The 22,728-nt window shown below is 59.1% G+C and carries 23 protein-coding genes and 2 tRNA genes; 15 read left to right on the top strand and 10 right to left on the bottom strand.

The features are described 5' to 3' along the window. From HF675_RS09010 to paaY, 6 genes are all read left to right on the top strand, one after another. Positions 1-1,536 carry a 3-hydroxyacyl-CoA dehydrogenase gene (locus HF675_RS09010; RefSeq protein WP_105231740.1) on the top strand — a complete coding sequence of 512 codons (1,536 nt, stop codon included), beginning with the start codon at positions 1-3 and terminating at the stop codon, positions 1,534-1,536. Further along, complete coding sequence (paaI, locus tag HF675_RS09005) at positions 1,533-1,973, top strand: hydroxyphenylacetyl-CoA thioesterase PaaI (RefSeq protein ID WP_105231741.1); 441 nt, start codon at positions 1,533-1,535, stop codon at positions 1,971-1,973. The genes HF675_RS09010 and paaI overlap by 4 nt, the downstream gene beginning before the upstream one ends. Beyond that, positions 1,970-3,181 (top strand): 3-oxoadipyl-CoA thiolase, encoded by a 1,212-nt coding sequence (gene pcaF, locus HF675_RS09000; protein ID WP_105231742.1) that lies wholly within the window; start codon positions 1,970-1,972, stop codon positions 3,179-3,181. Before paaI ends, pcaF begins: the two co-directional genes overlap by 4 nt. A 10-nt stretch (positions 3,182-3,191) precedes the next feature. Beyond that, on the top strand, positions 3,192-4,499 hold the full coding sequence (paaK, locus tag HF675_RS08995) for a phenylacetate--CoA ligase PaaK (protein WP_187044453.1): 1,308 nt from the start codon (positions 3,192-3,194) through the stop codon (positions 4,497-4,499). 91 nt (positions 4,500-4,590) lie between these two features. Next, entirely contained in the window at positions 4,591-5,532 is a 942-nt protein-coding gene (gene paaX / locus HF675_RS08990) for a phenylacetic acid degradation operon negative regulatory protein PaaX (RefSeq protein ID WP_105231744.1), read from the top strand. An 11-nt stretch (positions 5,533-5,543) separates the two neighbouring features. Then, positions 5,544-6,140: a phenylacetic acid degradation protein PaaY gene (gene paaY / locus HF675_RS08985; RefSeq protein WP_105231745.1), complete on the top strand. Its 597-nt coding sequence runs from the start codon at positions 5,544-5,546 to the stop codon at positions 6,138-6,140. Positions 6,141-6,185: 45 nt separating this feature from the next. Here paaY and HF675_RS08980 read toward each other — a convergent pair whose 3' ends face one another. Continuing rightward, positions 6,186-6,593: a putative T6SS immunity periplasmic lipoprotein gene (locus HF675_RS08980; protein ID WP_187044452.1), complete on the bottom strand. Its 408-nt coding sequence runs from the start codon at positions 6,591-6,593 to the stop codon at positions 6,186-6,188. A gap of 192 nt (positions 6,594-6,785) precedes the next feature. Here HF675_RS08980 and HF675_RS08975 point away from each other — a divergent pair, with 192 nt between their 5' ends. Both HF675_RS08975 and HF675_RS08970 read left to right on the top strand, forming a co-directional pair. Further along, positions 6,786-7,484, top strand: a complete 699-nt coding sequence (locus HF675_RS08975; RefSeq protein WP_187044451.1) for a hypothetical protein — start codon at positions 6,786-6,788, stop codon at positions 7,482-7,484. Next, the gene (locus HF675_RS08970) at positions 7,481-7,909 is read left to right on the top strand and encodes a hypothetical protein (protein WP_105231748.1); all 429 of its coding nucleotides are present in this window, start codon (positions 7,481-7,483) and stop codon (positions 7,907-7,909) included. Before HF675_RS08975 ends, HF675_RS08970 begins: the two co-directional genes overlap by 4 nt. A 56-nt stretch (positions 7,910-7,965) precedes the next feature. On the opposite strand, the gene HF675_RS08965 is transcribed toward HF675_RS08970, so the two are convergent. From HF675_RS08965 to HF675_RS08950, 4 genes are all read right to left on the bottom strand, one after another. Beyond that, positions 7,966-9,369 (bottom strand): amino acid permease, encoded by a 1,404-nt coding sequence (locus HF675_RS08965; protein WP_111736820.1) that lies wholly within the window; start codon positions 9,367-9,369, stop codon positions 7,966-7,968. Between the two features lie 16 nt (positions 9,370-9,385). Continuing rightward, the gene (locus HF675_RS08960; protein ID WP_160030610.1) at positions 9,386-10,576 is read right to left on the bottom strand and encodes an amino acid aminotransferase; all 1,191 of its coding nucleotides are present in this window, start codon (positions 10,574-10,576) and stop codon (positions 9,386-9,388) included. 102 nt (positions 10,577-10,678) lie between these two features. Beyond that, on the bottom strand, positions 10,679-11,050 hold the full coding sequence (locus HF675_RS08955; RefSeq protein WP_187044450.1) for a RidA family protein: 372 nt from the start codon (positions 11,048-11,050) through the stop codon (positions 10,679-10,681). Further along, a complete protein-coding gene (locus tag HF675_RS08950; RefSeq protein WP_187044449.1) occupies positions 11,047-11,850 on the bottom strand; it encodes an alpha/beta hydrolase in 804 nt (267 codons plus the stop codon). The genes HF675_RS08955 and HF675_RS08950 overlap by 4 nt, the downstream gene beginning before the upstream one ends. Before the next feature lie 376 nt (positions 11,851-12,226). Between HF675_RS08950 and mtfA the strand changes: the two genes are divergently transcribed. The 3 genes from mtfA to HF675_RS08935 all read left to right on the top strand — a co-directional run bounded on the left by mtfA (position 12,227) and on the right by HF675_RS08935 (position 13,982). Next, positions 12,227-13,015, top strand: coding sequence for a DgsA anti-repressor MtfA (gene mtfA, locus HF675_RS08945; RefSeq protein ID WP_187044448.1), 789 nt, complete (start codon positions 12,227-12,229; stop codon positions 13,013-13,015). A gap of 102 nt (positions 13,016-13,117) precedes the next feature. Continuing rightward, positions 13,118-13,193, top strand: a tRNA-Asn gene (locus HF675_RS08940). A 237-nt stretch (positions 13,194-13,430) separates the two neighbouring features. After that, positions 13,431-13,982 (top strand): NADPH-dependent FMN reductase, encoded by a 552-nt coding sequence (locus tag HF675_RS08935; RefSeq protein ID WP_187044447.1) that lies wholly within the window; start codon positions 13,431-13,433, stop codon positions 13,980-13,982. Between the two features lie 116 nt (positions 13,983-14,098). On the opposite strand, the gene HF675_RS08930 is transcribed toward HF675_RS08935, so the two are convergent. Together HF675_RS08930 and nac are read right to left on the bottom strand one after the other, a co-directional pair. Then, positions 14,099-14,401: an autotransporter domain-containing protein gene (locus HF675_RS08930; RefSeq protein ID WP_255427357.1), complete on the bottom strand. Its 303-nt coding sequence runs from the start codon at positions 14,399-14,401 to the stop codon at positions 14,099-14,101. A gap of 167 nt (positions 14,402-14,568) precedes the next feature. After that, complete coding sequence (nac, locus tag HF675_RS08925; protein WP_105231756.1) at positions 14,569-15,492, bottom strand: nitrogen assimilation transcriptional regulator NAC; 924 nt, start codon at positions 15,490-15,492, stop codon at positions 14,569-14,571. Between the two features lie 318 nt (positions 15,493-15,810). Between nac and HF675_RS08920 the strand changes: the two genes are divergently transcribed. After that, positions 15,811-15,886 (top strand) — tRNA-Asn (locus HF675_RS08920). 281 nt (positions 15,887-16,167) lie between these two features. Next, a complete protein-coding gene (locus HF675_RS08915; protein WP_187044445.1) occupies positions 16,168-16,818 on the top strand; it encodes a hypothetical protein in 651 nt (216 codons plus the stop codon). 450 nt (positions 16,819-17,268) lie between these two features. Here the strand turns inward: HF675_RS08915 and HF675_RS08910 are convergent, their stop codons facing one another. The 3 genes from HF675_RS08910 to HF675_RS08900 are packed head-to-tail and all read right to left on the bottom strand — an operon-like array spanning position 17,269 to position 20,456. Next, positions 17,269-18,225 (bottom strand): ABC transporter substrate-binding protein, encoded by a 957-nt coding sequence (locus HF675_RS08910; RefSeq protein ID WP_255427345.1) that lies wholly within the window; start codon positions 18,223-18,225, stop codon positions 17,269-17,271. A 45-nt stretch (positions 18,226-18,270) separates the two neighbouring features. Continuing rightward, a complete protein-coding gene (locus HF675_RS08905; protein ID WP_187044444.1) occupies positions 18,271-19,854 on the bottom strand; it encodes a rhodanese homology domain-containing protein in 1,584 nt (527 codons plus the stop codon). Between the two features lie 2 nt (positions 19,855-19,856). Further along, a complete protein-coding gene (locus HF675_RS08900; protein WP_105231760.1) occupies positions 19,857-20,456 on the bottom strand; it encodes a cysteine dioxygenase in 600 nt (199 codons plus the stop codon). Between the two features lie 110 nt (positions 20,457-20,566). Here HF675_RS08900 and HF675_RS08895 point away from each other — a divergent pair, with 110 nt between their 5' ends. Both HF675_RS08895 and HF675_RS08890 read left to right on the top strand, forming a co-directional pair. Further along, positions 20,567-21,454: a LysR family transcriptional regulator gene (locus HF675_RS08895; RefSeq protein ID WP_187044443.1), complete on the top strand. Its 888-nt coding sequence runs from the start codon at positions 20,567-20,569 to the stop codon at positions 21,452-21,454. 172 nt (positions 21,455-21,626) lie between these two features. Next, positions 21,627-22,709: an LLM class flavin-dependent oxidoreductase gene (locus tag HF675_RS08890; RefSeq protein WP_105231762.1), complete on the top strand. Its 1,083-nt coding sequence runs from the start codon at positions 21,627-21,629 to the stop codon at positions 22,707-22,709. Positions 22,710-22,728 lie beyond the last annotated feature (19 nt).

Raw genomic sequence — 22,728 nt, 5'->3', positions numbered from 1 at the left:
ATGAACGCAATTCCCCTTACCTCACCCGTTGCGGTGATTGGCGCGGGCACCATGGGCATCGGCATCGCGCAGGTGGCCGCCGCCGCCGGGCATCCGGTCACCGTGTTCGATATTGACCGCGCCGCCGCCGAGCGCGCCTACGAGACACTGAGCCAGCGCCTGATGCGCCGGGTCGAGGCCGGCAAGGCGGATCGCCGCGCCAGCGAACAGCTGCTGGCCCGCATCCGCATCGCCGAGGCGCTGGAAGAACTGGCCGACAGCGCGCTGGTGATCGAGGCCGTAGCGGAAAAGCTGGCGGTCAAACAGAGCCTGTTCCGCGAGTTGGAAGCGATTTGTCCGGCCGACACGGTGTTCGCCAGCAACACCTCGTCGCTGTCGATTACCGCTATCGCCGCCGCGCTGCGCCACCCGCAACGCATGGCCGGCATGCACTTTTTCAATCCGGCGCCGCTGATGCAGCTGGTAGAGATCGTCACCGGGCTGGAAACCAGCGCCGCGACGTGCGATCGCCTGAGCCAGCTGGCGCAGCAATGGGGCAAACGACCGGTTGTGTGCCGTTCGACGCCGGGCTTTATCGTCAACCGCGTCGCCCGGCCGTTCTATGCCGAAACGCTGCGGGCGCTGGAGGAGCAGCTCGCCGATGCGGCGACGCTGGATGCCGTGCTGCGCGACGCCGGCGGCTTCGCCATGGGGCCGCTGCAGCTGACCGATCTGATCGGCCAGGACGTTAACTTCGCCGTTACCCAATCGGTGTTCGACGCTTTCTTCAACGACACGCGCTTCACCCCGTCGCTGTTGCAGCAGGAACGGGTGGCCGCCGGCCATCTGGGGCGCAAAAGCGGCCGTGGTTTTTACCGCTATGGCGACGATGTCGATGCACCGCAGGCCAGCTACGCCGCTGCCGCTAACGCCGGCCCGGCTGCTCGGGTCACGCTGCACGGCGACTGGTCGCCGCTGGCGGATTTCGCCGCGCTGCTGACGGAAAATGCGGCGTCGGTCAAACAACCCGGCCAGACCAGCCCGCTGGCGATGATCGATGATGTTACCTTTATGTTAACAAATGGTAAATCAGCCAGTCAGGTCGCCGAAGACATCGGCACGCCGGTGGTGCTGTTCGATCTGTCAGCCGACTACCGGCAGGCAAATACCCTGGCGATCGGCTGCGCGGCGCAAAACAACCCTCAGGACAACGCCAAAGTGATTCAATGCTTGCAGTCGCTGGGCAAACGGGTCATCACACTGCCGGATTATCCCGGTCTGCTGGTGATGCGCACCGTCGCCATGCTGGTCAACGAGGCACTGGACGTGGTCAACAAAGGCATCGCCAGCGCGGCCGATACCGATAACGCCATGCGTTTCGGGGTTAACTATCCGCGCGGGCCGCTGGCCTGGGGACAGGCGCTGGGCTGGAAACAGATCCTCGCCACGCTGGAAAACCTGCAGCGCTTCTACCTTGAAGAACGCTACCGCCCGATGCCGCTGCTGCGCCGCTGCGCCGCCGGTCACGCCCTTCCCCCTTCAGGAGCCGAACAATGAACGCCAATACGCCGCGCGCGCTGGCGCAACGCTGCGCCGAACATATGTTTCAACAAGATAGCTGCGCCCAGGCGATGGGCATGCGTCTGGATGCGGTCGACTGCGGTTTTGCGCAGGTCAGTATGGAGGTCGGCCCGCAGATGCTGAACGGCCACCGCACCTGCCACGGCGGCCAGCTGTTCAGCCTGGCCGATACCGCCTTCGCCTACGCCTGCAACAGTCAGGGGCTGGCGGCGGTCGCCGCCGGCTGCAGCATCGACTTTATCCGCCCAGCGCTGGCCGGCGACCGGCTGATCGCCAGCGCCGAAGTGCGCCATCAGGGAAAAACCACCGGGCTGTACGACGTGGAAATTATCAACCAACAGGGGAAAACCGTGGCCTGGTTCCGCGGCCGCGCCCATCGCCTTGGCCATCAGGTCCTGGAGGAACAGCCATGAACCACGCCTTCATCTGCGACGGCGTACGCACGCCGATTGGCCGCTACGGCGGTGCGCTGGCGACGGTGCGCGCCGACGATCTGGCCGCCCTGCCGCTGCGGGCGCTGATGGCGCGCCACCCGCAGGCCGACTGGACGCAGGTTGACGATGTGATCCTCGGCTGCGCCAACCAGGCCGGGGAAGATAACCGCAACCTGGCGCGCATGGCGCTGCTGCTGGCCGGACTGCCGCAGAGCGTTTCCGGCACCACCATCAATCGTCTGTGCGGCTCCGGCCTGGACGCGCTGGCAATGGCCGCCCGCAGCATCAAGGCCGGCGAAGCCCAGTGGGTGCTGGCCGGCGGTGCAGAGTCGATGACCCGTGCGCCGCTGGTGATGGGCAAGGCCGACAGCGCCTTTAGCCGTCAGGCGCAGCTGTTCGACACCACCATCGGCTGGCGTTTCGTCAACCCGCTGATGCAGCAGCAGTTCGGCACCGACTCGATGCCGGAAACCGCCGAAAACGTCGCCGCACAGTTCAACATCAGCCGCGCCGATCAGGACGCCTTCGCCCTGCGCAGCCAGCAGCGCGCCGCCAGGGCGCAGGCCGCCGGCATTTTGGCGCAGGAAATCGTGCCGGTCAGCATTGCGGGGAAAAAAGGTGCGCTTATCCAGGTCAGTGACGATGAGCACCCGCGCCCTGAAACCTCGCTGGCGCAGCTGCAGGCGTTGAAAACCCCGTTCCGCCAGCCCGGCACCGTGACCGCCGGCAACGCGTCCGGGGTTAACGACGGCGCGGCGGCGCTGATCGTCGCCTCGGAGGCAATGGCGCAACAGCAGGGGCTGACGCCGCGCGCGCGCATTGTCGCCACCGCCGCCTGCGGCGTGGAGCCGCGTCTGATGGGCATCGGCCCGCTGCCGGCCGCCCGCCGGGTGCTGGAAATCGCCGGGCTGAGCCTGGCGCAAATGGACGTGATTGAGCTTAACGAGGCGTTCGCCGCCCAGGCGCTGGCGGTGCTGCGCCAGCTCGGCCTGCCGGACGACGCCGAGCAGGTCAACCCCAACGGCGGCGCCATCGCACTCGGACACCCGCTGGGCATGAGCGGCGCCAGAATGGCGCTGGCCGCCATGCACGAACTGGAACGGCGGGACGGCCGCTATGCGCTGTGCACCATGTGCATCGGCGTCGGTCAGGGCATCGCCATGATTATTGAACGCGTCCAACACTGAGGCCAAAATAATGACAACCAATCCCCAGCCCCTCGACACCATTGAATTCGCCTCGCGCGATGAGATTGAAGCACTGCAGCTACGGCGCCTGAAGTGGACCCTGAACCACGCCTACCAAAACGTGCCGATGTATAAACGCAAATTCGATCAGGCCGGCGTCCACCCTGACGATTTACGCCAGCTGAGCGATCTGGCGCTGTTCCCCTACACCACCAAACAGGATCTGCGCGATAACTACCCGTTCGACACTTTCGCCGTGCCGATGGAACAGGTGGTGCGCATCCACGCCTCCTCCGGCACCACCGGGCGGCCGACGGTGGTGGGCTATACCCAGCGCGATATCGACAACTGGGCCGACATCGTCGCCCGCAGCCTGCGCGCCGCCGGCGCCACGCCGCGGGATAAGGTGCACGTCGCCTACGGTTACGGCCTGTTTACCGGCGGGCTGGGCGCCCACTACGGCGCAGAGCGGCTGGGGGCGACGGTGATCCCGATGTCCGGCGGCCAGACGGAAAAGCAGGCGCAGCTGATTCTCGACTTTAAGCCCGACGTGATTATGGTCACCCCGTCCTACTGCCTGACGCTGATTGACGAGCTGGAGCGCAAGTTGGGCGGCGACGCGCGCGGCTGCTCGCTGCGTATCGGCGTGTTCGGCGCCGAGCCGTGGACCGAAGCGCTGCGCCATGAAATAGAAAGCCGCATGGGCATCAAGGCGCTGGATATTTACGGCCTGTCAGAAGTGATGGGGCCAGGCGTGGCGATGGAGTGCGCCGAAAGCGGCGGCGGCCCCACCATCTGGGAAGACCACTTTCTGCCGGAAATTATCGACCCGGACAGCGGCGCGGCGCTGGCGGACGGCGAGCACGGCGAACTGGTGTTCACCACGCTGACCAAAGAGGCGCTGCCGGTGATCCGCTACCGCACCCGCGATCTGACCCGCCTGCTGCCGGGCGACGCGCGCCAGATGCGGCGCATGGGCAAAATCACCGGTCGTTCCGACGATATGCTGATCATCCGCGGCGTCAACGTCTTCCCGTCGCAGCTTGAAGAGCAGATTATGCAGTTCGAGCAGCTGTCGCCACATTATCAGCTGCAGGTCAGCCGCGCCGGCCACCTGGATACGCTCGCGGTGCGGGTGGAACTCAAAGAGTCGGCGCTCAGTCTCAGCCACCAGCAGCGCTGCGATATCTGCCATCAGCTGCGCCACCATATCAAATCGATCGTCGGCGTCAGCACCGACGTCAGCATCGCCAACTGCGGCGATATTCCGCGCTCGGAAGGCAAGGCGCAGCGGGTGGTCGACCTGCGTCCCCGCTGACGCCGCCGACGCCAGGGATGGCGCCGCCGCTGGCAGCCGCCGGGGGATATGGTAATGTGGTGAGTCACCGTAGCCTAACTCGTGGAAAAATATGGAACAAAAACTGGATGACTTTATCCACCATGCTTTAGAGGCTCAGCCGATTAGCGGCACGTCGCTGATTATTTCCCTGTATGGCGATGCGCTGAGCCATCGCGGCGGCGAAGTGTGGCTGGGCAGCCTGAGCGCCCTGCTGGAATCGATGGGGTTTGGCGATCGCTTTGTGCGCACCTCGGTATTCCGGCTGCAAAAAGAGGGCTGGCTCGACGTGGAGAAAATCGGCCGCCGCAGCTATTACCGTGTAACCGAACAGGGCATGCGCCAGTTTCGCCACGCCGAATCCAAAATTTACCTGAGTGAACAGCCGGAATGGGACGGCAAGTGGGAGCTGTTGCTGCTGGAAACGGCGGAAAAAAGCGAGCGCGCGCGGCTGAAGAAGGAGCTGGGCTGGCTGGGGTTCGGCCAGTTGGCCAGTAACCTGATGGCGGCGCCGACGCACGCGCAGACCGACGTCACCGCCCTGCTCGGCGAGCTGAACGCCAGCGAACAGGTGATCTACTTCCGCGCCGACTACCCCTACGCCCGCTCCGAAACCACCCTGCGCCAGCGGGTGGCCGACTGCTGGGCGCTGGAGCAGGTCGCCGGTTATTACCATGAGTTTATCGTCTCTTTTCGCCCGCTGATGGCGCTGCTGCGCGAGGCGGACGACGCGGTGCTGACGCCCCGGCGCTGCTTCCAGATCAAGCTATTATTAATTCACTTCTTCCGCCGCGTGGTGCTGAAAGACCCGCTGCTGCCGGATGCGCTGCTGCCCGCCCAGTGGGAGGGACAAATCGCCCGCAACCTGTGCATCAATATTTATCAGCGCGTCGACCGCGCCGCGACGGAGTATGTCAGCGCGCTGGCGGAAACCACCATCGGCGCCCTGCCGGCGCCCGCCGCCGGCTATTACCGGCGCTTTGGCGGCCTGCCGCGCGATAACGTCACCTATTGAGGAGTAGCCACATGCCTGTGTATCAAATTGACGGCCTGACGCCGGTGGTCGACCCCAGCAGCTATGTTCACCCGACGGCGGTGCTGATCGGCGATGTGATTATCGGCAAAGGGGTGTATATCGGCCCCAACGCCAGCCTGCGCGGCGACTTTGGCCGGCTGGTGATTGAGGACGGCGCCAATATTCAGGACAACTGCGTGATGCACGGTTTCCCGCAGCAGGACACGGTGGTGGAACAGGATGGTCATATCGGCCACGGCGCCATCCTGCACGGCTGCCGCATCGGCCGCAACGCGATGGTCGGCATGAATGCGGTGGTGATGGACGGCGCGGTCGTCGGTGAAAACACCATCGTCGGCGCCTGTTCGTTTATCAAGGCCGCGGCGGTGTTCGACGCCAATAAGCTGGTGCTCGGCAGCCCGGCGCGGGTGCTGCGCGAGCTGAGCGAACAGGAGCTGGCCTGGAAACGCGTCGGCACCCAGGAGTATCAGGATCTGGTGACGCGCTGCAAAACCACCCTGCGGGAAGTCGCGCCGCTGAGCGAAGCCGAGCCAGACCGCCAGCGCCTGACCTTCGGCGATCGTCTGGTGCCGAAAAGCCAGCTGTAATCCGCCGGCGGGGTTAACGCTGACCCTGCCGCCACGGACGCCCCGTCACCCTGCCCTGGCCACCTTGAGCACGCCCTGCTCGCGGTACAGTCTGAACGACGCCGAGTAGCTGTTCCCACCGGGTTGCCGCATGTCCTTAAAGAAGGTCTCCACCTGGATGCCGTATCGGCCCCCCGCGTTAAACGGATAACCGAAATCAGGAATACAGCGGCCGGAAAGTACAGGAATAGGCGCCACGCTGGCGTCTGCAGCCAAGTATTTGCGGAAAATGCGGCCCTCAGCATCAACGATTTGTAATCCGTTCAGGTATTCATTTTTCCCTGCCGGGATAGACACGCACAGACGGTTATCTTTAATAGTCACGTCGGCAGGCTGGATATCCAGCAGCCTGGACTCGCAGGCGACCAGCAGCACAGCGCTACAGACCACAATGGTTAATTTGATATTTAGCACAATGGTGAGTCCTTATCCGAATTTATAAATTTTCCACATTATTTTCAGATAATGTATTTAATTTTTTTATTTATCTGAGAAATAATGAGAGCGAGTCGATATTCAGGTTCAACGAAAGAGAAAATATATTGCCATGCGTTAGCCTAGCCGTATATTAAAACCTATCTATCAAACAGGAAGATAGGATTAAGGATGAGTAAAAAAAAGGACATCATTGATGGACGGGATTACGGTAGATCCAACGGATTGATTTACACCGAAGTTCTTGGATGGATTGATTTAGGTCATGCGCGGGGCAATGACATCAGGGGATTGATGCGAAAAATTAACGCTGGTGAATCTTCCGGACAGGATGAATACAATGTTACGTATTCACAATCGATGACCGATCCCACCTACACCATTAAAATGGGTAAATTCATTACCTGGCGCATTAAGAGGGGGCGTTCATATAATGAACGACAAAGTATTGCTCTCGCGATGATGACAACACTAGCGCGAAAGTTTGAAGCATTCCAATCATCATTCCCCATCAACCTAGTGACGGACAGCGGTTTTAGTGGTGAAGATCTGGTTTCCGACTTACTGGGTTTCTATCGCGTGATGTCTATTCACAACCCATTTCCACTGCTGCGCCCTGTCAGTAAAGCAGAAGCTCTAAAACGTTGGGATCACTATGGTCCGATTGGATCGTTCAAAAACACCTGTTTCTTGCCAATATTATTCCCTGACCCGGTCAGATACCCCCATGCCAAACCACGTCTGGGAGAATTGCCCCCTTTTATGAAGACAATCCGGCCTTATAGCGATTTCAAATCTGGCAACGTTGTAGTAGCGTCTCGCAATGGCTCATTTATCGACAGAGCACGAGGGGGAATCTTGCCATTATGAAAAAGTCGTCGAAAATCGTTGGCATCGTGGCAGTGCTGATTGTCGCGGGGTTGCTCTATTCCTGGCCGTTAATCCAGATGGAGTTTGCCGGCAGTGCACACTATACCGAGCAGGATAAGCGAGAGTATGCATTTTATACCCCAGATATCCTGAAAAAAATGCCACGAATCTCCCCCCGTTATGACTTTGACTTCGCCAACATTACAGGTCCTTCAACGCATGTGTACGCCGTAAACTTTTACGCGACTGAGGATACCAGCAAAATTGATAATTACCTGACATCCATTGGCTACCAGCGTCAGGATAACTGTAATATTGACAATGAATGCTGGAAAGGCAAAGACCCCGTGGAAACGGTCATGGTCATGAAACTGAAAAGTGAAAAAGGTGTCGTTGTGCAAGTAGTCTATGATTTCACATCATAATTTTCCGGTATCTTAACGGACACTTCGCGCCTCCTGCAGGAGGCGCTTCCGCCCCGCTACTCCATGCCCGGCGTCGGCCTCACCGCGTGGGCCGCCGGCCGGCGGCGCAGGCGATACAGATAGATGCCCGCCAGCAGCAGGGTAAACGGGATGCCGAACCACAGCGTCATATGGAAAAAGTCGGTAAAGGCGGTGGAGATCATCAGCGCCAGCATCAGCCCCGCCCCGAGCAACGTGGTATAGGGGAAGCCCCACATGCGGAACTTCAGATGCGTCCCGCCGTGATGGCGACGGAAAAACAGGTGAGTGATAAAAATCATCAGCCAGGTGAAACAGGCGCCGAACACCGATATCGACATCATCGCGGCGAAAGACTGTTCCGGCGCCACCAGGCTCAGCACAATCGACACTACAATGCCGATGCATGACATCGCCAGCGCGTTGAGCGGGATTCCGCGCTTGCTGACCCGCCCCAGCGCCGCCGGCGCCTGCCCGGCGCGCGCCAGCGAAAACATCATGCGGGTAGTGATATACAGCTGGCTGTTCATCGCCGACAGGGCGGCAATCAGCACGACAAAGTTGAAGATACCGCCGGCCGCCGGCAGGTGGATGACGTTCATCGCCACCAGAAACGGGCTTTCCCCGGTACCGGACTGGCGCCAGGGCACAATCGCCAGCATCAGCGCAATCGACAGCATATAGAAGATAAACAGCCGTAAGATGGTGCCCTTAAAGGCGCTGCGTACCGCCACCACCGGATTTTTCGCCTCGCCGGCGGCAACCGCAATCATCTCAATGCTCAGGTAGCTGAAGATCGACACGATCACCGCAAACCACATGCCGCTCAGGCCAAACGGGAAAAAGCCGCCGCCGGCGGTAAAGTTGTGCAGGCCAAAGTGCGGGTTGGCGGAAAAGATCAGGATGCCGACGCCGATGGCGATAAACGCGCCAATCGCCAGCACCTTGATGGCCGACAGCGCATACTCCACCTGGCCGAAAGACTTCACGCCGACCAGATTAATGACGACCACCGCGGCGGAGAACAGCAGCACCCACGGCCAGGCCGGCGTATCCGGGAACCAGAACTGCATATACATGCCGATGGCGGTCACCTCGGTGCCCACCGCCAGCACCACGCACGACCAGTAGGAGTAACGCACTAAAAAACCGCACAGCGGGCTGAGGTAAAACTCCGCGTAATCGCCGAACGAACCGGAGGTCGGGTGCTGCGAGGTCATCTCCGCCAGACAGCCCATCAGCAGCAGCGCCACCACGCCGCCAATCAGGTAGCTCAGCAGTACGCTCGGCCCGGCCATCTGTATCGCGTAAGCGCTGCCGAGAAACAGGCCGGTGCCTATCGCGCCGCCGATGGCCAGCATCGACATCTGCCCGGCCGTCAGCTGCTTTTTCAGCCCGCCCTGCCGCCGGGCGATTTCATCAAAACGCGCCTGATCTTTCATCGTTAATCCACCTTGTTCACACGCTGCGGGAAACGGCCAGAATGGCGTCGGCGACATAGTCGATATTGTTCAGGTTCAGGCCCGGCAGGCACATGCGGCCGGGCGCCACCAGGTAGATGGCGTAGCGCTGCCGCAGCGTCTCCAACTGCTGCGGATTGAGGCCGGTATAGCTGAACATGCCGCGCTGGTCGCGAATGCGCCGGTAGTCCAGCGCCGAACCGCCCTGCTCAAGCCCGCTGGCCAGCCGCAGGCGCATCTGACGGATGCGATCGCGCATGGCGTCAAGCTCGCTGCGCCACAGGTGACGCAGTGCATCATCCGTCAGAATGGTTTCCATAATTCGGCCGCCGTGGGTCGGCGGGCAGGAGTAGCTGCGGCGGATCAGGGTTTTCAGCGCGCCTTGCGCATTCGACGCCGTCTGCGCATCGCCGCAGCACAGCGTCAACGCCCCCAGCCGCAGGCCGTACAGCGCCGCGTTTTTGGAAAATGAGTTGGCGATCAGGCAGTCCAGCCCGGCCCGATGCGCCGCGCGCAGCGCATAGGCGTCCTGCTCCAGCCCGTCGCCGAATCCCTGATAGGCGATGTCAAACAGCGGCAGCAGGCGACGCTGCTGCATCACCTCAATCACCGTGCGCCACTGCGCCGGCGTCAGATCGGTGCCGGTCGGGTTATGGCAGCAGGGATGCAATAACACCACCGCCCCGGCCGGCAGGCCGTTGAAGCACTCCAGCATCGCCTCAAAGCGCAGCTCGCCGGCGATATCGTCAAAATAGGGATAGCTGTGCGTTTGCAGGCCGGCGCCGGCGAAAATCGCCCCGTGGTTGGCCCAGGTCGGGTCTGACAGCCAGATCTCCTCGCGGGAAAGATAATCACGCAGAAAATCCGCCGCCAGCTTTAGCGCCCCGGAACCACCGACCGTCTGCACCGTCGCCAGTCCGCATGCGGAGACCTCCTCGCCCAGCAGCAGACGCTGTACCTGCGCGGCAAAGGCCGCGCTGCCTTCAATCGGCGGATAACCGTGCGGATGACCCTGCGTCAGTAAGCGTTGCTCCGCCTGTCGCACCGCCTGCATCAGCGGGATATTGCCCTGTTCGTCGTAATACAGGCCGATACCTAAATTAACCTTTTGCGGATTATCATCCCGTAAATAGGCCTCCATTAACGACATAATAGGATCGGCGGCGGAAGGTTGCAGATGTGCGAACATAGTTATCCTTAGCCCATCATTAATGGGCCGGCAGGTAAATGGAATAAATAACGCCGCCAAATAAAAATGGCACGGCGTTAATAAGCAGATTATTTAAATAACTTAATCGCAGGCGCTGACGGTAATTTCTATTTTCATTCCCGGCACCACCAGTTTATCGACAATGACCGTCGAACGGTTGGGATAAGGCGGATTAAAATAGCGTTTATATATTTCATCGAGCAGTTTGACGTCATTCACGTCGGTCAGATAAATAATCACCTGCAGCACGTTATCGCTGTGGCTGTTGGCGGCGCGCAGCGTTTGCGCCAGATTATCGAACGTCAGCGCTATCTGCCGCTCCGCCGCGCCGGTTTCAATCGTGCCGTCCGCACGCACCGGGCCGTGGGCGGTAAACAGCATGCCGCCGCCGCGTGTCGCCCATGAAAAGGGCTGCCCGATATCCGGCAGCCCGGTGTCGACGATGGTTCTCATCGGCCATCTTCCCCCTGTTGCAGTAGATGAATCAACGCCCCGTCGGCGGCAAACAGCACGTCCAGCACGTTGTAATGATTGGCGCCGTCCACCGCCTGCAGCCCGACCGACAAGCCCTGCTGACGCAGCGCCTGGCAGTAGTGTTCGCTTTGGCCGATCAGCTCCGGCAGCTCCTGCGCGCCGTAGAACAGCGTCATCGGCGTAAGCCGTGCGGGAATATGCCGCGCCGGGCTGAGCGCGGCGATTTCGGCCGCCGTCAGCTGCAGGCGGTGGTTGACGTAGGTAGACAGCAGCGGCTCCAGCTCAAAGATACCGCTGATCGGGAATACCGCATCCGCCAGCGGATGCTGCTGCCAGCGGGCAACCAGCTGCCCGCCGGCCGAATGCCCGGCCAGATAGACCGGCCCGCACGGCGGTCGCTGCGCCAGCCGGCGTTGGATCTCGCTCAGCGCCGCGCCGATTTCCCCGTCGATATCCGTCAGCGTCGCCTGCGGCGCATGGCTATATTCCACCAACACCACATCCAGCCCCAACGCCAGAGGCAGCGTAGCGATAAAGGCAAAATCTTCTTTATTACAAAATTGCCAGTAACCTCCGTGAATAAATATCAACGTGCCGACAACCGAATGGGGAGAATATAGCCAATCAATGGTTTGACGCGGCAATTCTCCATAGGGAATATCACCGTCAAAATTGAATCTTTGATAAATCTCGCGGCTGCGGTGCTGAAATGAAGCCAGAATTTCCGCCTCATTATCCACCGTAGTGCCATTATCATAACTCCCCGGCATTAGTTTCATATATTGAACTTTGTTTATTATTTAATATATGGATTAACTATTAGCAACCGGTCAAAATGTTGTCAAGAAGTGAACAAACGCAATGCGCGTCCGGTAGAATAAAATAAATGATTGCGCGATAAAGTTTTACCGGTGAAACTTTTTTCCGCAAATCAGCCAATAAATACCTGCGACATCGCGTCGTCATCATATTGCTTAACTGTGATTGCGGTCGCTGACTAAAACAGCGCTAAGTGTTTGAATGGTCACTATACGCATTTTTGCCCTGGCGGCGATGCCTCTCGCTTAAAACACTTGCTATCACGGCTGATTTTGCGGCATTTTTACTCAAGCAAGCCTGACGCTACCGAACCTATAAGCATTGATGAGTGCCCTGATGATTAGATGGCCATGGAAAACCACGCCCTCCCCGGCGCTGACGCCCGCCCAATGGCAGGAAGCGCTGGCGATTCCGTTGCTGATGCCGCTTGATGACGATGAATGCCACCGACTGGCGGCGCTTGCCGAGAAACTGCTGCAGCAAAAGCGCATCGTGCCGCTGCAGGGGCTGCCGCTGACGCCGCTGATGCAGATGCGCATTGCCCTGCTGTTCGCCCTGCCGGTGCTGGAGCTGGGCGTCGACGTTCTGGACGGCTTCAATGAAATCCTGCTGTATCCTTCCCCGTTTGTGGTGGAAGAAGAGTGGCAGGACGATCTGGGGCTGGTGCACTCCGGGCCGGTGGTGCAGTCCGGGCAGAGCTGGGAGCAAGGCCCCATCGTGCTGAACTGGCAGGACGTGCAGGACTCGTTCGATCTGTCCGGCTTTAACCTGGTGATCCACGAAGCGACGCATAAGCTGGATATGCGCAACGGCGGCGTCGCCAACGGCGTACCACCGATGCCGCTGCGCGAGGTGGCGGCCTGGGAGCACGAACTGCACGGCGCGATGGACGCCATTCAGGACGAGATCGATCTGGTCGGCGAGGAAGCCGCCAGCATCGACGCCTATGCCGCCAGCGATCCCGCCGAGTGCTTTGCGGTGCTGTCGGAATATTTCTTCAGCGCGCCGGATCTGCTGGCCCAGCGTTTCCCCACGCTATACCCGCAGTTCTGCCGCTTCTACCGCCAGGATCCGCTGGCGCGGCTGCAGCGCTGGCAGAGCGAACACGGCGGCGGCGAGGCCTAACTACGCCCGCCCTGCTCAGTTGCTGAGCAGTTGAATCAAAAGCGCTAAATTAGCGTTGACACACCCGGAGCGGCTGGATATGATGCGCCCCGTTCACACGATTCCTCTGTAGTTCAGTCGGTAGAACGGCGGACTGTTAATCCGTATGTCACTGGTTCGAGTCCAGTCAGAGGAGCCATATTTAGAGAAGCCCGCTTAAGGAAACTTAAGCGGGCTTTTTGCTTTCCGGAAACTCTCCCGCCACGCAAGCAACCGCTGCGCATTATGCGCCGTAAATCAGCCGCTCTGCTATGCTGTATCCCGCAACCACCGTTGCCGACCAATCGGTGCGTCTGGGCAAGACTGCCGCAGTATGTTGAGCCAGTCCGCCGCGATTCGATGTGATACCCGTAACCGGGTTGGGAGATGCAGTTTTATGAGCAACACATTTCATGTGTTGGGAATTTCAGGCAGCCTGCGCGCCGCCTCGTTAAACACCCGCTTTCTGCAGGCAATGGACCGATTACGGCCTGAGAACGTCAGCTTTACCCGCTACACGCACCTGGATGCGATCCCGCTGTTTAATGCCGATCGCGAAGATCATCCCTGTCCGACCCTGACGCACTGGCGCAGCGCCCTGGCCCGCGCCGATCTGGTGCTGCTGGTCAGCCCGGAATACGCGCATGGCGTGACCGGCGTGATGAAAAATGCGCTGGACTGGATCGTCGGCAGCGGTGAACTGCTCGATAAACCGCTGGCTTTTCCCAATCTCTCCCCGCGCGCGCGGCTGGCGCATTCGCAACTGGCGGAAACGCTGCAGATTATGGGCTGTCGTCAGCTTACTACCTGCAGCCCGCAGGCCACGCTGGCAGCACCGTATGTCTTGCCGGACGCCGATGAACAAACGCTGGCCGCCCACCCGGAAATCGGGCCTCGGCTTCAGGCGCTGTGGCGCAATATTGCAGAGGAACTCTCGGCGTTACGCTGAGGTACGCAGGAAAAGATAAAACGACAGGTAGGGGTCTGGGCCTGTGGGATCTCGACGCGGGGGATAGACATGACCTGCGGATTGCCGGACAACGGCAATCCGCAGGGTATTTTTGCTTAGAACGAGACCGTCAGCTGCGCGTTAACCGAGTTGGCCTGCAGCTGCGAGCCATACTGCCCCTGATAGGACACCCCAACCCGCGTCGAACGCGTCAGCGGCACGTCCAGACCGACGCCCACCACCGCCACGTCCTTATCCACCGGCGCGCCCTTGGTGGCAAAGCTGTCGCCGGTGGCGAATACCATCCGCGACAAAGTGTCCATTGTCGCGTAAGCGTGCTGCCACCGTGCCGTGTGACATAACCCGCCACTCACTCCTCTTGCCGCTGACCAAACCAACAACGGCACGAATACCTGCATATAGGCCACGCCGACAGTGCCAACCAGCGTCAGTGCCACTGCCAACCGAGGTCAAAAAGAAGGCTGGCATAGGGACGGGGAATGCGCCACACGGGCGCAATAATTCAGAAAAGGCGTGCGAAAATCTCTCATACGGCGAGAGATTGAGGTGAAAAGTCAGCCTCGCGTTACTGCACCAGCGTCAGCGCGCGTTTCGGCTGGCCCGGTGCGGCAATCATCGCCAAGAGTTGCGCTTTCACCGCCTGCGCCGCTTCAGACAGCGGCTGCTGAACGGACACGCACAGCGCCAGCGGCAATGCCAGCGACGGATTGCTGATACGCGCCATCCAGGCTCTGGCCGGGCCGGTCAGCGCCCGCGCGGCGGACTCCGGCAAAATGGTCGCCCCCAGCCCGCCGGCGATGGCGGCGCTGAGCATGGTCGGCGATTCGATCTCGCCGACGACATTCAACGCCAGTTTGCGCACCGCCATCGCGTCTTCAATCTGATCGCGCACGCTGTCTCCTCGGTGCGGTAAAAACAGATTCAGCCGCGCCAGCGCCCGCAGATCGATATAGTCGCCGGGATTAGGCACCGAACGTGACGCCACCAGATACAGATCCTCTTTCGCCAGTACCGTGGTATTAAACCCCTGCGGCGCCTTGGTGCCATAAATAACCGCCATATCCAGCGCGCAGTTGGCCACCTGATCGGTCAGCGCCGGGCCGGTATCCTCATGCAGGCGCAGCAGAATGCCGGGGTGCGCATCGCGCATCGCCTGCAGCAGCGGCATCGCCAGCTGCGCGGCGGCGCAGCCGGAGGCGACGCCAAGGGCAACCTGCCCGCTGACCGCCAGCCCGATGTTGCTGACGGCGGCCTGAGTCTGCTCACACATGCGCAAAATCGTCTGCGCATGGGCATAGAGAATGTTGCCCGCTTCGGTCGGCATGACGCCGCGCTTACTGCGAATCAGCAGTTGCTGCTGAAGTTCGCCTTCCAGCGTCGCCAGCTGCTGGCTTAACGCCGGTTGCGCAATATGCAGCACTTCCGCTGCCTGCGTCAGGCTGCCGATATCGACGATTTTGACAAAGTATTTAAGACGTCTGAAATTCATGGAGCCCCCGTTATGCGCAAAAAACAACGCTAACCCCACAGCAAGATCCGGGCCATAATCGGGGGAAAAAGCCAATGACGCCGCCAACAGGCTAAAAAGGCAGGGAAAACCGGCGCACTCCGGCCGCCGCCGCCCGCCGCCGAAGGCCGGCTACGCCGGCGCGCTGCACCAAAAAGAAGCAGCGCCGCCCGCAGAAACACACCCAATCACTCAATAATGCAGCAGGTTGGGTATTCTTACAGCAAACGCGTCAAAATGCGTTTTTTCATGCTTTACAAGCCCCTGCCGCCTCGCTATTATTCGCCCCGTTCACACGATTCCTCTGTAGTTCAGTCGGTAGAACGGCGGACTGTTAATCCGTATGTCACTGGTTCGAGTCCAGTCAGAGGAGCCATATTTAGAAAAGCCCGCTTAAGGCAACTTAAGCGGGCTTTTTGCTTTTCTATATATAGACTATCCCCTTCAGTCAGCCTACGCGCTTTATCATTCACCCGGTCAATTGCTCAATCGTAAACGGTGATTGATTCATTGTTACCGGTATTTCCAGGGTCAATTAATTGCCATATTGATAGTTCATTTATTTTCAGTGCGTGAAAAAATTACAAATTAAAATTGGAGTTGTTTTTATTTTATTTTTGTTTTAGTCTAACGAAAATAGATAAGAAGGGAATCTTAATGAGTACTTACAAAGAGATAGCAAAACGCATCGCGAAGATTATTGTTTCTCCCGAAACGGCAATTGGTTTTGTGCATGGTGTATTATCCGTACCTCAAGACTTAGGTTATCTGGCCTATGGTTATCTGAATACAGAATCCAGATATAACAGAGACACGGAACGCATCAGGTTAATTAAGGCGGTTCGCTTTGGCATTCTTCAGAATGAAAGCTTTATAAACACAATAGAAACCATATTAAAAAAATTCAATCAATACGTACCGAAAAACAAAAGAGATAACATTTACGCTAAAATCGGATCGTCTATAGTGGGTCGTACAGTCACCAACTCCATAATATCAAAAAAAATAGCAATATCTATAGCTCAACGTAGTACTCTTATGATCGCTCTGCGAGGTGGCATTGTCGGCAATACGCTCTTAGCAGGAGGCATGGCAGAACGTAGCATTTATACGTCTCAAAGGCTTCAACGCACTGAACCAAAAATATATAACGCGTTGCGCCCAAAAAATTATGACTTCCTTTATTTTCTTGTTGAGCCGGCTTTACATCCTTTTGTTGAAGCATTAAGAGTGAGAAGAACGCAGGGAGAAGGAGCATTCAATCAGATTCTAGAGCTTGTAGAGAAAGAGGTTAATTATGGGAAATGATAAAAAAGGAAAGTTACCAATCGGAAAACGCATATTCCATAGTTTTCTGGAGTACTCTGTTTCTTTACTTGGCGGAGTATTAGTTTTTTTATGTATCTATTGGTTCTTCCACTTTGAAACATGGCATGAAAGATTTATATATATTGCTGTTAGTATAGCCGTTGTATATCTTATTGTTAAGCTTCTACCCGAAAGACCAGAAGAGTAAAGTTTTAATCGTTTAGTTTTATGAGCGCTCAACGTGGGCTGAGTTATATTTTAGAACTCAGCCCACGTTGAGCGGCTGTTTCACGGTTGAGTATTCTGCAAGCAGCGCATGCGGCATACTTACAATTCAATCAGCGAGCGTGAAAACACCTCCCGGTGCATTGTGATGTCCTCCGCCGTATCGGAAAGATGGGCGGCCAAACCCGGAAACAGGCATCGCCACCACTGAGTCCCATCCGCTGTTCATTTAACCAAGCTAAACTCCTTATCGATCAGGTCATTAACCGTCACGCGATTTGGCAGAATCTTTAACTGATAAAACAAATCGGCCACGGGCTGCAGCACCTGAATGTCCTGTTGATTGACGCTATGCGCGCCCTTTGACGTCCGACCCGCAATGTGCCGGGCGGTTTTCAGCGGTAAACGCGTCAATTGAGCGTAAACCTTGGCGTATTCCTCCGGATGATCGATCGCCCACTGCCGTGCTCTGGCGACGCGTTCGGCAAAATCTTTGATGGCCGCTCGCTTGTCCGCATCGGCCAATGAGCGCGTCGTGGCGGTCAGGAAACCGAGCGACGGCGTTAATCCCTGACCATCGCGCAGCAGGCGCGCGCCGCTTTGCTCCGCAACGCCCAAATAGGGATCAAAAACCGCCCAGGCCGCCACCCTGCCGGTGCTAAACGCCGCGCTGGCATCGGTGGGCATCACAAACTGAACCTTCACATCTTCCCGCTTCAGCCCGGCCTCCTGTAATGCCGCATACAGCAAGTTTTGCGAGATGCTGCCACGCGCGGAGGAAACCACCACCGTTTGCCCTTTCAACTGCTGAACGCTGTGCAACGGCGAATCCTTCGGCACAATAATCCCGTTAGACTGGCCATAGCCGACGTTGGTTTGAATCAGCTTAAAATCCACCCCGCCCGCCGCCGCCATTAATACCGGCAGATCCCCGGCATAGGACGTATCTACGGCGGCCGCGCGCTGCGCTTCAAACAGCGGCGCCGCCCCCTGGAAATTGGCCCATTGATACTGATAAGGCGCATCTCTCATCACGCCGGCGGCCTCCACCAGGCTACGCAGCCCGCGGGCCTGATCGCCCAGCACCAGTTTGGCGTCGCCGATCGCCCCCTGTGCCAGCGGCGCCGTCAATAACATGGCGCCCAGCCCCACAACCCTAAGTAAAACAGAAAACTGCGCCATACTTTTCCTCTTTATCAGTGACGGTGATGCGTATTGTCCGATGGGTCAGAGCACGTTAAAGCCATGGGTTGCATCACGCGCCAGCTGTTCCACCAATCCGAACTCCCAGTCCAGATACGCTTGCATCGCGTCACGCGGATTGTCGGTGCCTTCATACGGGCGGCGATAGCGATCGATGCGCGGCGCGGCCAACCGCCCTTCGCCCTTTTCCAACGGCCGGTTTTCAGCTATCCACGCCTGGGTGCCGCCGGCAAGCAGCTGCACCGGCTTGCCGGTCAGCGCGGCCACTTCCGGCACGGCATAGCGCGCCAGCAGGCTGCTGCCGCAGGTCACAACATAGCGTTCCGCCGGCGGCAGTTTTTCCAGCGCCAACGGCAACTGTGAACGGATGACCCAATACGCACCGGGAATATGGCGCGCCACATAGTTGGCGCTGGTGGTGAAATCCAGCAGCACCGTGCCTTCCTGCGCCAGCAGTGCGGCCAACTGCGCCGGGGTGATGTCATCCGTCGGCGGCGACGGCGGTAGCTGCGCCGCCGGGCCGCCCTGCTCGGTAAAGTCGGCGGCGGACAGCAGCCCGTCCACCACCGCCGCCTCCCAGCCCATCTGTGCCAACCAGGAGGCGCTCATGTTGGCGCGCACGCCGTCATCATCCACCAGCACCACGCGGGCGCCGCGCACGCTGGCATAGTGATCTGTTTCCTGCACCAGTTGCCCGCCCGGCGCGCTATCACTGCCCGGCACATGCCCGGCGTGATACTCCTCGGGGCTGCGCACATCAAACAGATAGGTGGTGCGCGTCGTATCCTGCCGCCACAACCCAAACGTCTCGCGATCGATACGCACGACACCGGCCGCGTCCGCCACCCGCCGGGCCTGTTGCTGAGCCTGCGCCCGATTCTCCACGCCGTCCGGGTAGCGGCGCTGCTGTTGGCTTTCCAGCGCAAACCCCGCCAGCTCCCAGCCGATCGTACCATTGCGCAGCGCCGCTACCGGGTTGCTGATGCCGGCATTGATTAACGACTGGGTACCGATAATGCTGCGGGTACGCCCGGCGCAGTTAACAATCACCTGCGTATTGGGATCCGGCGCCAACGCGTTGATCCGCAACACCAGCTCCGCCCCCGGCACGCTGGTGCCGGTGGGGATACTCATGGTTTGGTATTCATCAAAACGGCGCGCATCGACGATCACCACATCGGCATGCTGATCGATCAGCGCCTTAACCTGCTGCGCGGTCAGCGATGGCGTATGCCTGCGGCTTTCCACCAGCTCGCCAAAGGCCTTGCTTGGCGTATTGACGTCCTGGAAAAGCTCGCCGCCACCGGCTTGCCAGCCCGCCAGACCGCCGGCCAGCAGAGCGACGTCGCCATAGCCGAACTGCCGTAACCGCGCTGCCGCCTGTTCGGCCCGCCCGTCACCGTTGTCGTAAACGGTAATGGGGGTGCCACGGCGCGGAATGCGCCGGTAGGCCTCCAGCTCCAGCTTGCTCAGCGGAATATTGACGGCAAACAGCGGGTGGCTTTGCGCAAATTCAGCCTCTTCGCGCACATCGATCAACGCCAACTCCTGGCGGGCCAACAACGCGGCGCGCAGGGTGGAAAAATCACGGTAAACAAAGGCAGACATACTTATACTTCCTTAGAAAGATCCCAGATATTAGGCAGTTGGGTGTTCGAGTAGCCGGAGATAAAAGGCTTCACCGCGCCACTTTCGCCATACACCGCCCGCTTGACGGCACCGATATTGCCGCCGTACACATGAATGCTGATTGATACGCGATCGTTAAACGCATTACTGACCTGGTGAATATCGCCCTCCTGCTCGGACAGTTTCACCACCTGCCCGGCGGTTAACCGCTCGGCGCCGCCTTCGGGCCGAGGCACGCCCTGGCCGTCGAGCACGTAACGCTGGTTGATTTCGGCGCCGCGCAGCATGCCAATCAGTCCCCACACGCGGTGATCATGGATCGGCGTAACCTGCCCCGGCCCCCAAACGAAGCTGACGATGGAAAAGCGCTGGGCGGAATCAACGTGCAGCAGGTACTGCTGGTAATGCTGAGGGTGTGGGCGGGCGTACTCCTCGGCCAGCCAGTCATCCTGGCTGACCAGTTCGGACAGCCATTGCGCCGCCTGTTCCAGCCGCGCCGTATCGCCCAGCGGCTGTTGATGCAGTCGGGCCAATTGTTCGATGAACCCGCGTAAACGGTCTAAGCGTAATGGCACTGTCATAGGGTTTTCCTGTCTGAAGCCGTGCCTATCACGCTAACAAAGAAGTTTTTATTATCTAAATGCATTTTTGTAATAAACTAAAATGCATAATTCACATAAAGAGAGTTTTCATGCGTACAGACGACATTGACGCACTGCTGGCGGTGGTGCAATTCGCTTCTCTTAGCCAGGCCGCGGAATACCTTGGCATTAGCCAATCCGCCATGACCCGCCGTCTGCAAAGCTTTGAACAGAGCCTGGGCGCCACGCTGCTGGATCGCCAAACCAAACCGCTTAAACTGACGGCCATCGGCCATCGCGTCTATGAGCAGTGCCTGACGATCAAACGCGAAACCAAGCGGTTGGAAAGTTTGCTTAATCAGGATGCGGAACCGCGCGGCCCGCTGCGCCTGGGAATTCCGCAGAGCCTGAGTGAAATTGCCTTACGCCCGGCGCTGCTGGCCCTCGGCGAACATTACCCGCAACTGCGCCCGCAGGTGGTCTGCGGTTGGGGCGGGCAGCTGATAAAGCGCCTGGAAAACGTTGAGTTGGACAGCCTGCTCGCCATGGGGCCGGCTCAGCAAACCTTTGATGACAGTCTGACGGCCAAGGCGCTGTGCCCGCTGGAGGTTGTGGTGATCGCCGGCAAAAACCTTAATCTCAACGCCAGCCGTCTCGGCCGTTGCGCACACCACGGCTGGGTATTGAACCCCGACGGTTGCGGCCTGCGCGCCGGCTTAAACCGCGACCTGCAGTCGCAGGGGCTCGGGCTGAAAATCAACGTGGAAACCGCCGGCGCGCAGTTGCAAATCAGCCTGGTGGCCCAGGGGTTGGGGCTCGGGCTGGTGCCCCGGGCCGCATTAACCCATAGCCCGCATCAGGACGAGATCGCCATTGTTGAGCTGACCGACTTCCAGCCGAAGGTCCAGCTGTGGCAGGTCAGCAGCCCGGGACTGGGCAACCTGCAGCGGCCCACTACCTTTTTTGCCGAGAAGATCGTGCAGTCGCTTCGCGATTAATGAGATTAAAAATAACAAGTTAGAGTTATAATTAACTTTTCGCATATTAAGATATGATAAAAATGCATTTAGATCATTAGAGCATCGCGTATAGGGTATAAAAACAACGCTGCTATCGCCAAACCTTTGGCCGGCAGCCCAACCCTATCACGCATCCTGGCAAGGAGTTCTAATGAGCGTCCAATTTTTAGGCATGATCGGCCACCGCCTGTCTTCGGAAATCATCCCCCCGGCAGGCCCGATATTTGACCGCGACTACATTGTGCGCTTTGCGCAGACCCACGAGGCCGCCGGTTTTGACCGCCTGCTGGTCGGGCATTGGTCCGATCAGCCCGACGGTTTTTTAGTCACGGCGCTGGCCGGGCTATCCACGCAAAAAATCAACTTCTTACTGGCACACCGTCCGGGCTTTGTCTCGCCGACCCTGGCGGCGCGCAAATTCGCCACGCTGGAACATCTGCTGAACGGCCGCCTGGCGGTGCATATCATTAGCGGCGGCAACGACGCCGAGCAGCGCCGCGACGGCGACTACCTCGATCACGATCGGCGCTATGCCCGCACCGATGCGTTTTTAGACGTTGTGCGTCAGGTCTGGACTCAGGAACGACCGTTTGACGCCGCTAACGATTTTTACCAGGTCGAGCAGGCCTTTTCGGCAATAAAACCGCTGCAACAACCCCATATCCCGATCTTTTTCGGCGGCTCATCAGACGCAGCAATCGCCGTGGCCGGCAAGCACGCCGACGTGTTTGCCCTGTGGGGCGAATCGCTGGCGCAAACCCAGGAAACCATCCAGCGTGTACGGGCCGAAGCGGCCAAACACCAGCGCCACATCGACTTCAGCGTGTCATTCCGGCCGATTATCGCCGACACCGAAACGCAGGCCTGGGAAAAGGCCGAAGAGATCCTGCATGTCGCCACCGAACATGCCGCGCAAACCGGCGTGAGCCATAAGAACAAGCCCAACAGCGTGGGCGCGCAACGCCTGCAGCAAACCGTGGCGCAGGGCGACGTGGTGGATAAACGTCTGTGGACCGGCATCGCCAGACTGGTCGGCGGCGGGCACAATTCCACTGCGCTGGTGGGCACGCCGGAGCAGGTGGCCGATGCGCTGCTTGATTACTACGATCTGGGCGTGCGCAACTTCCTGATCCGCGGCTTCGATCCCCTGAATGACGCGCAGGAATACGGTAAAGCACTGTTGCCGATCGCCCGTGCCAAAATCGCCCAACGCAACGCCAAACAAAGCGCCTGATGGCCTACGGAAGAGGCAC

The sequence above is a fragment of the Serratia sp. JUb9 genome, assembly GCF_014298095.1.
Lineage (GTDB): Bacteria > Pseudomonadota > Gammaproteobacteria > Enterobacterales > Enterobacteriaceae > Serratia_B > Serratia_B rhizosphaerae.
Note: the sequence above shows the minus strand (reverse complement) of the source record. Positions and strands in the feature narration are given on the sequence as shown.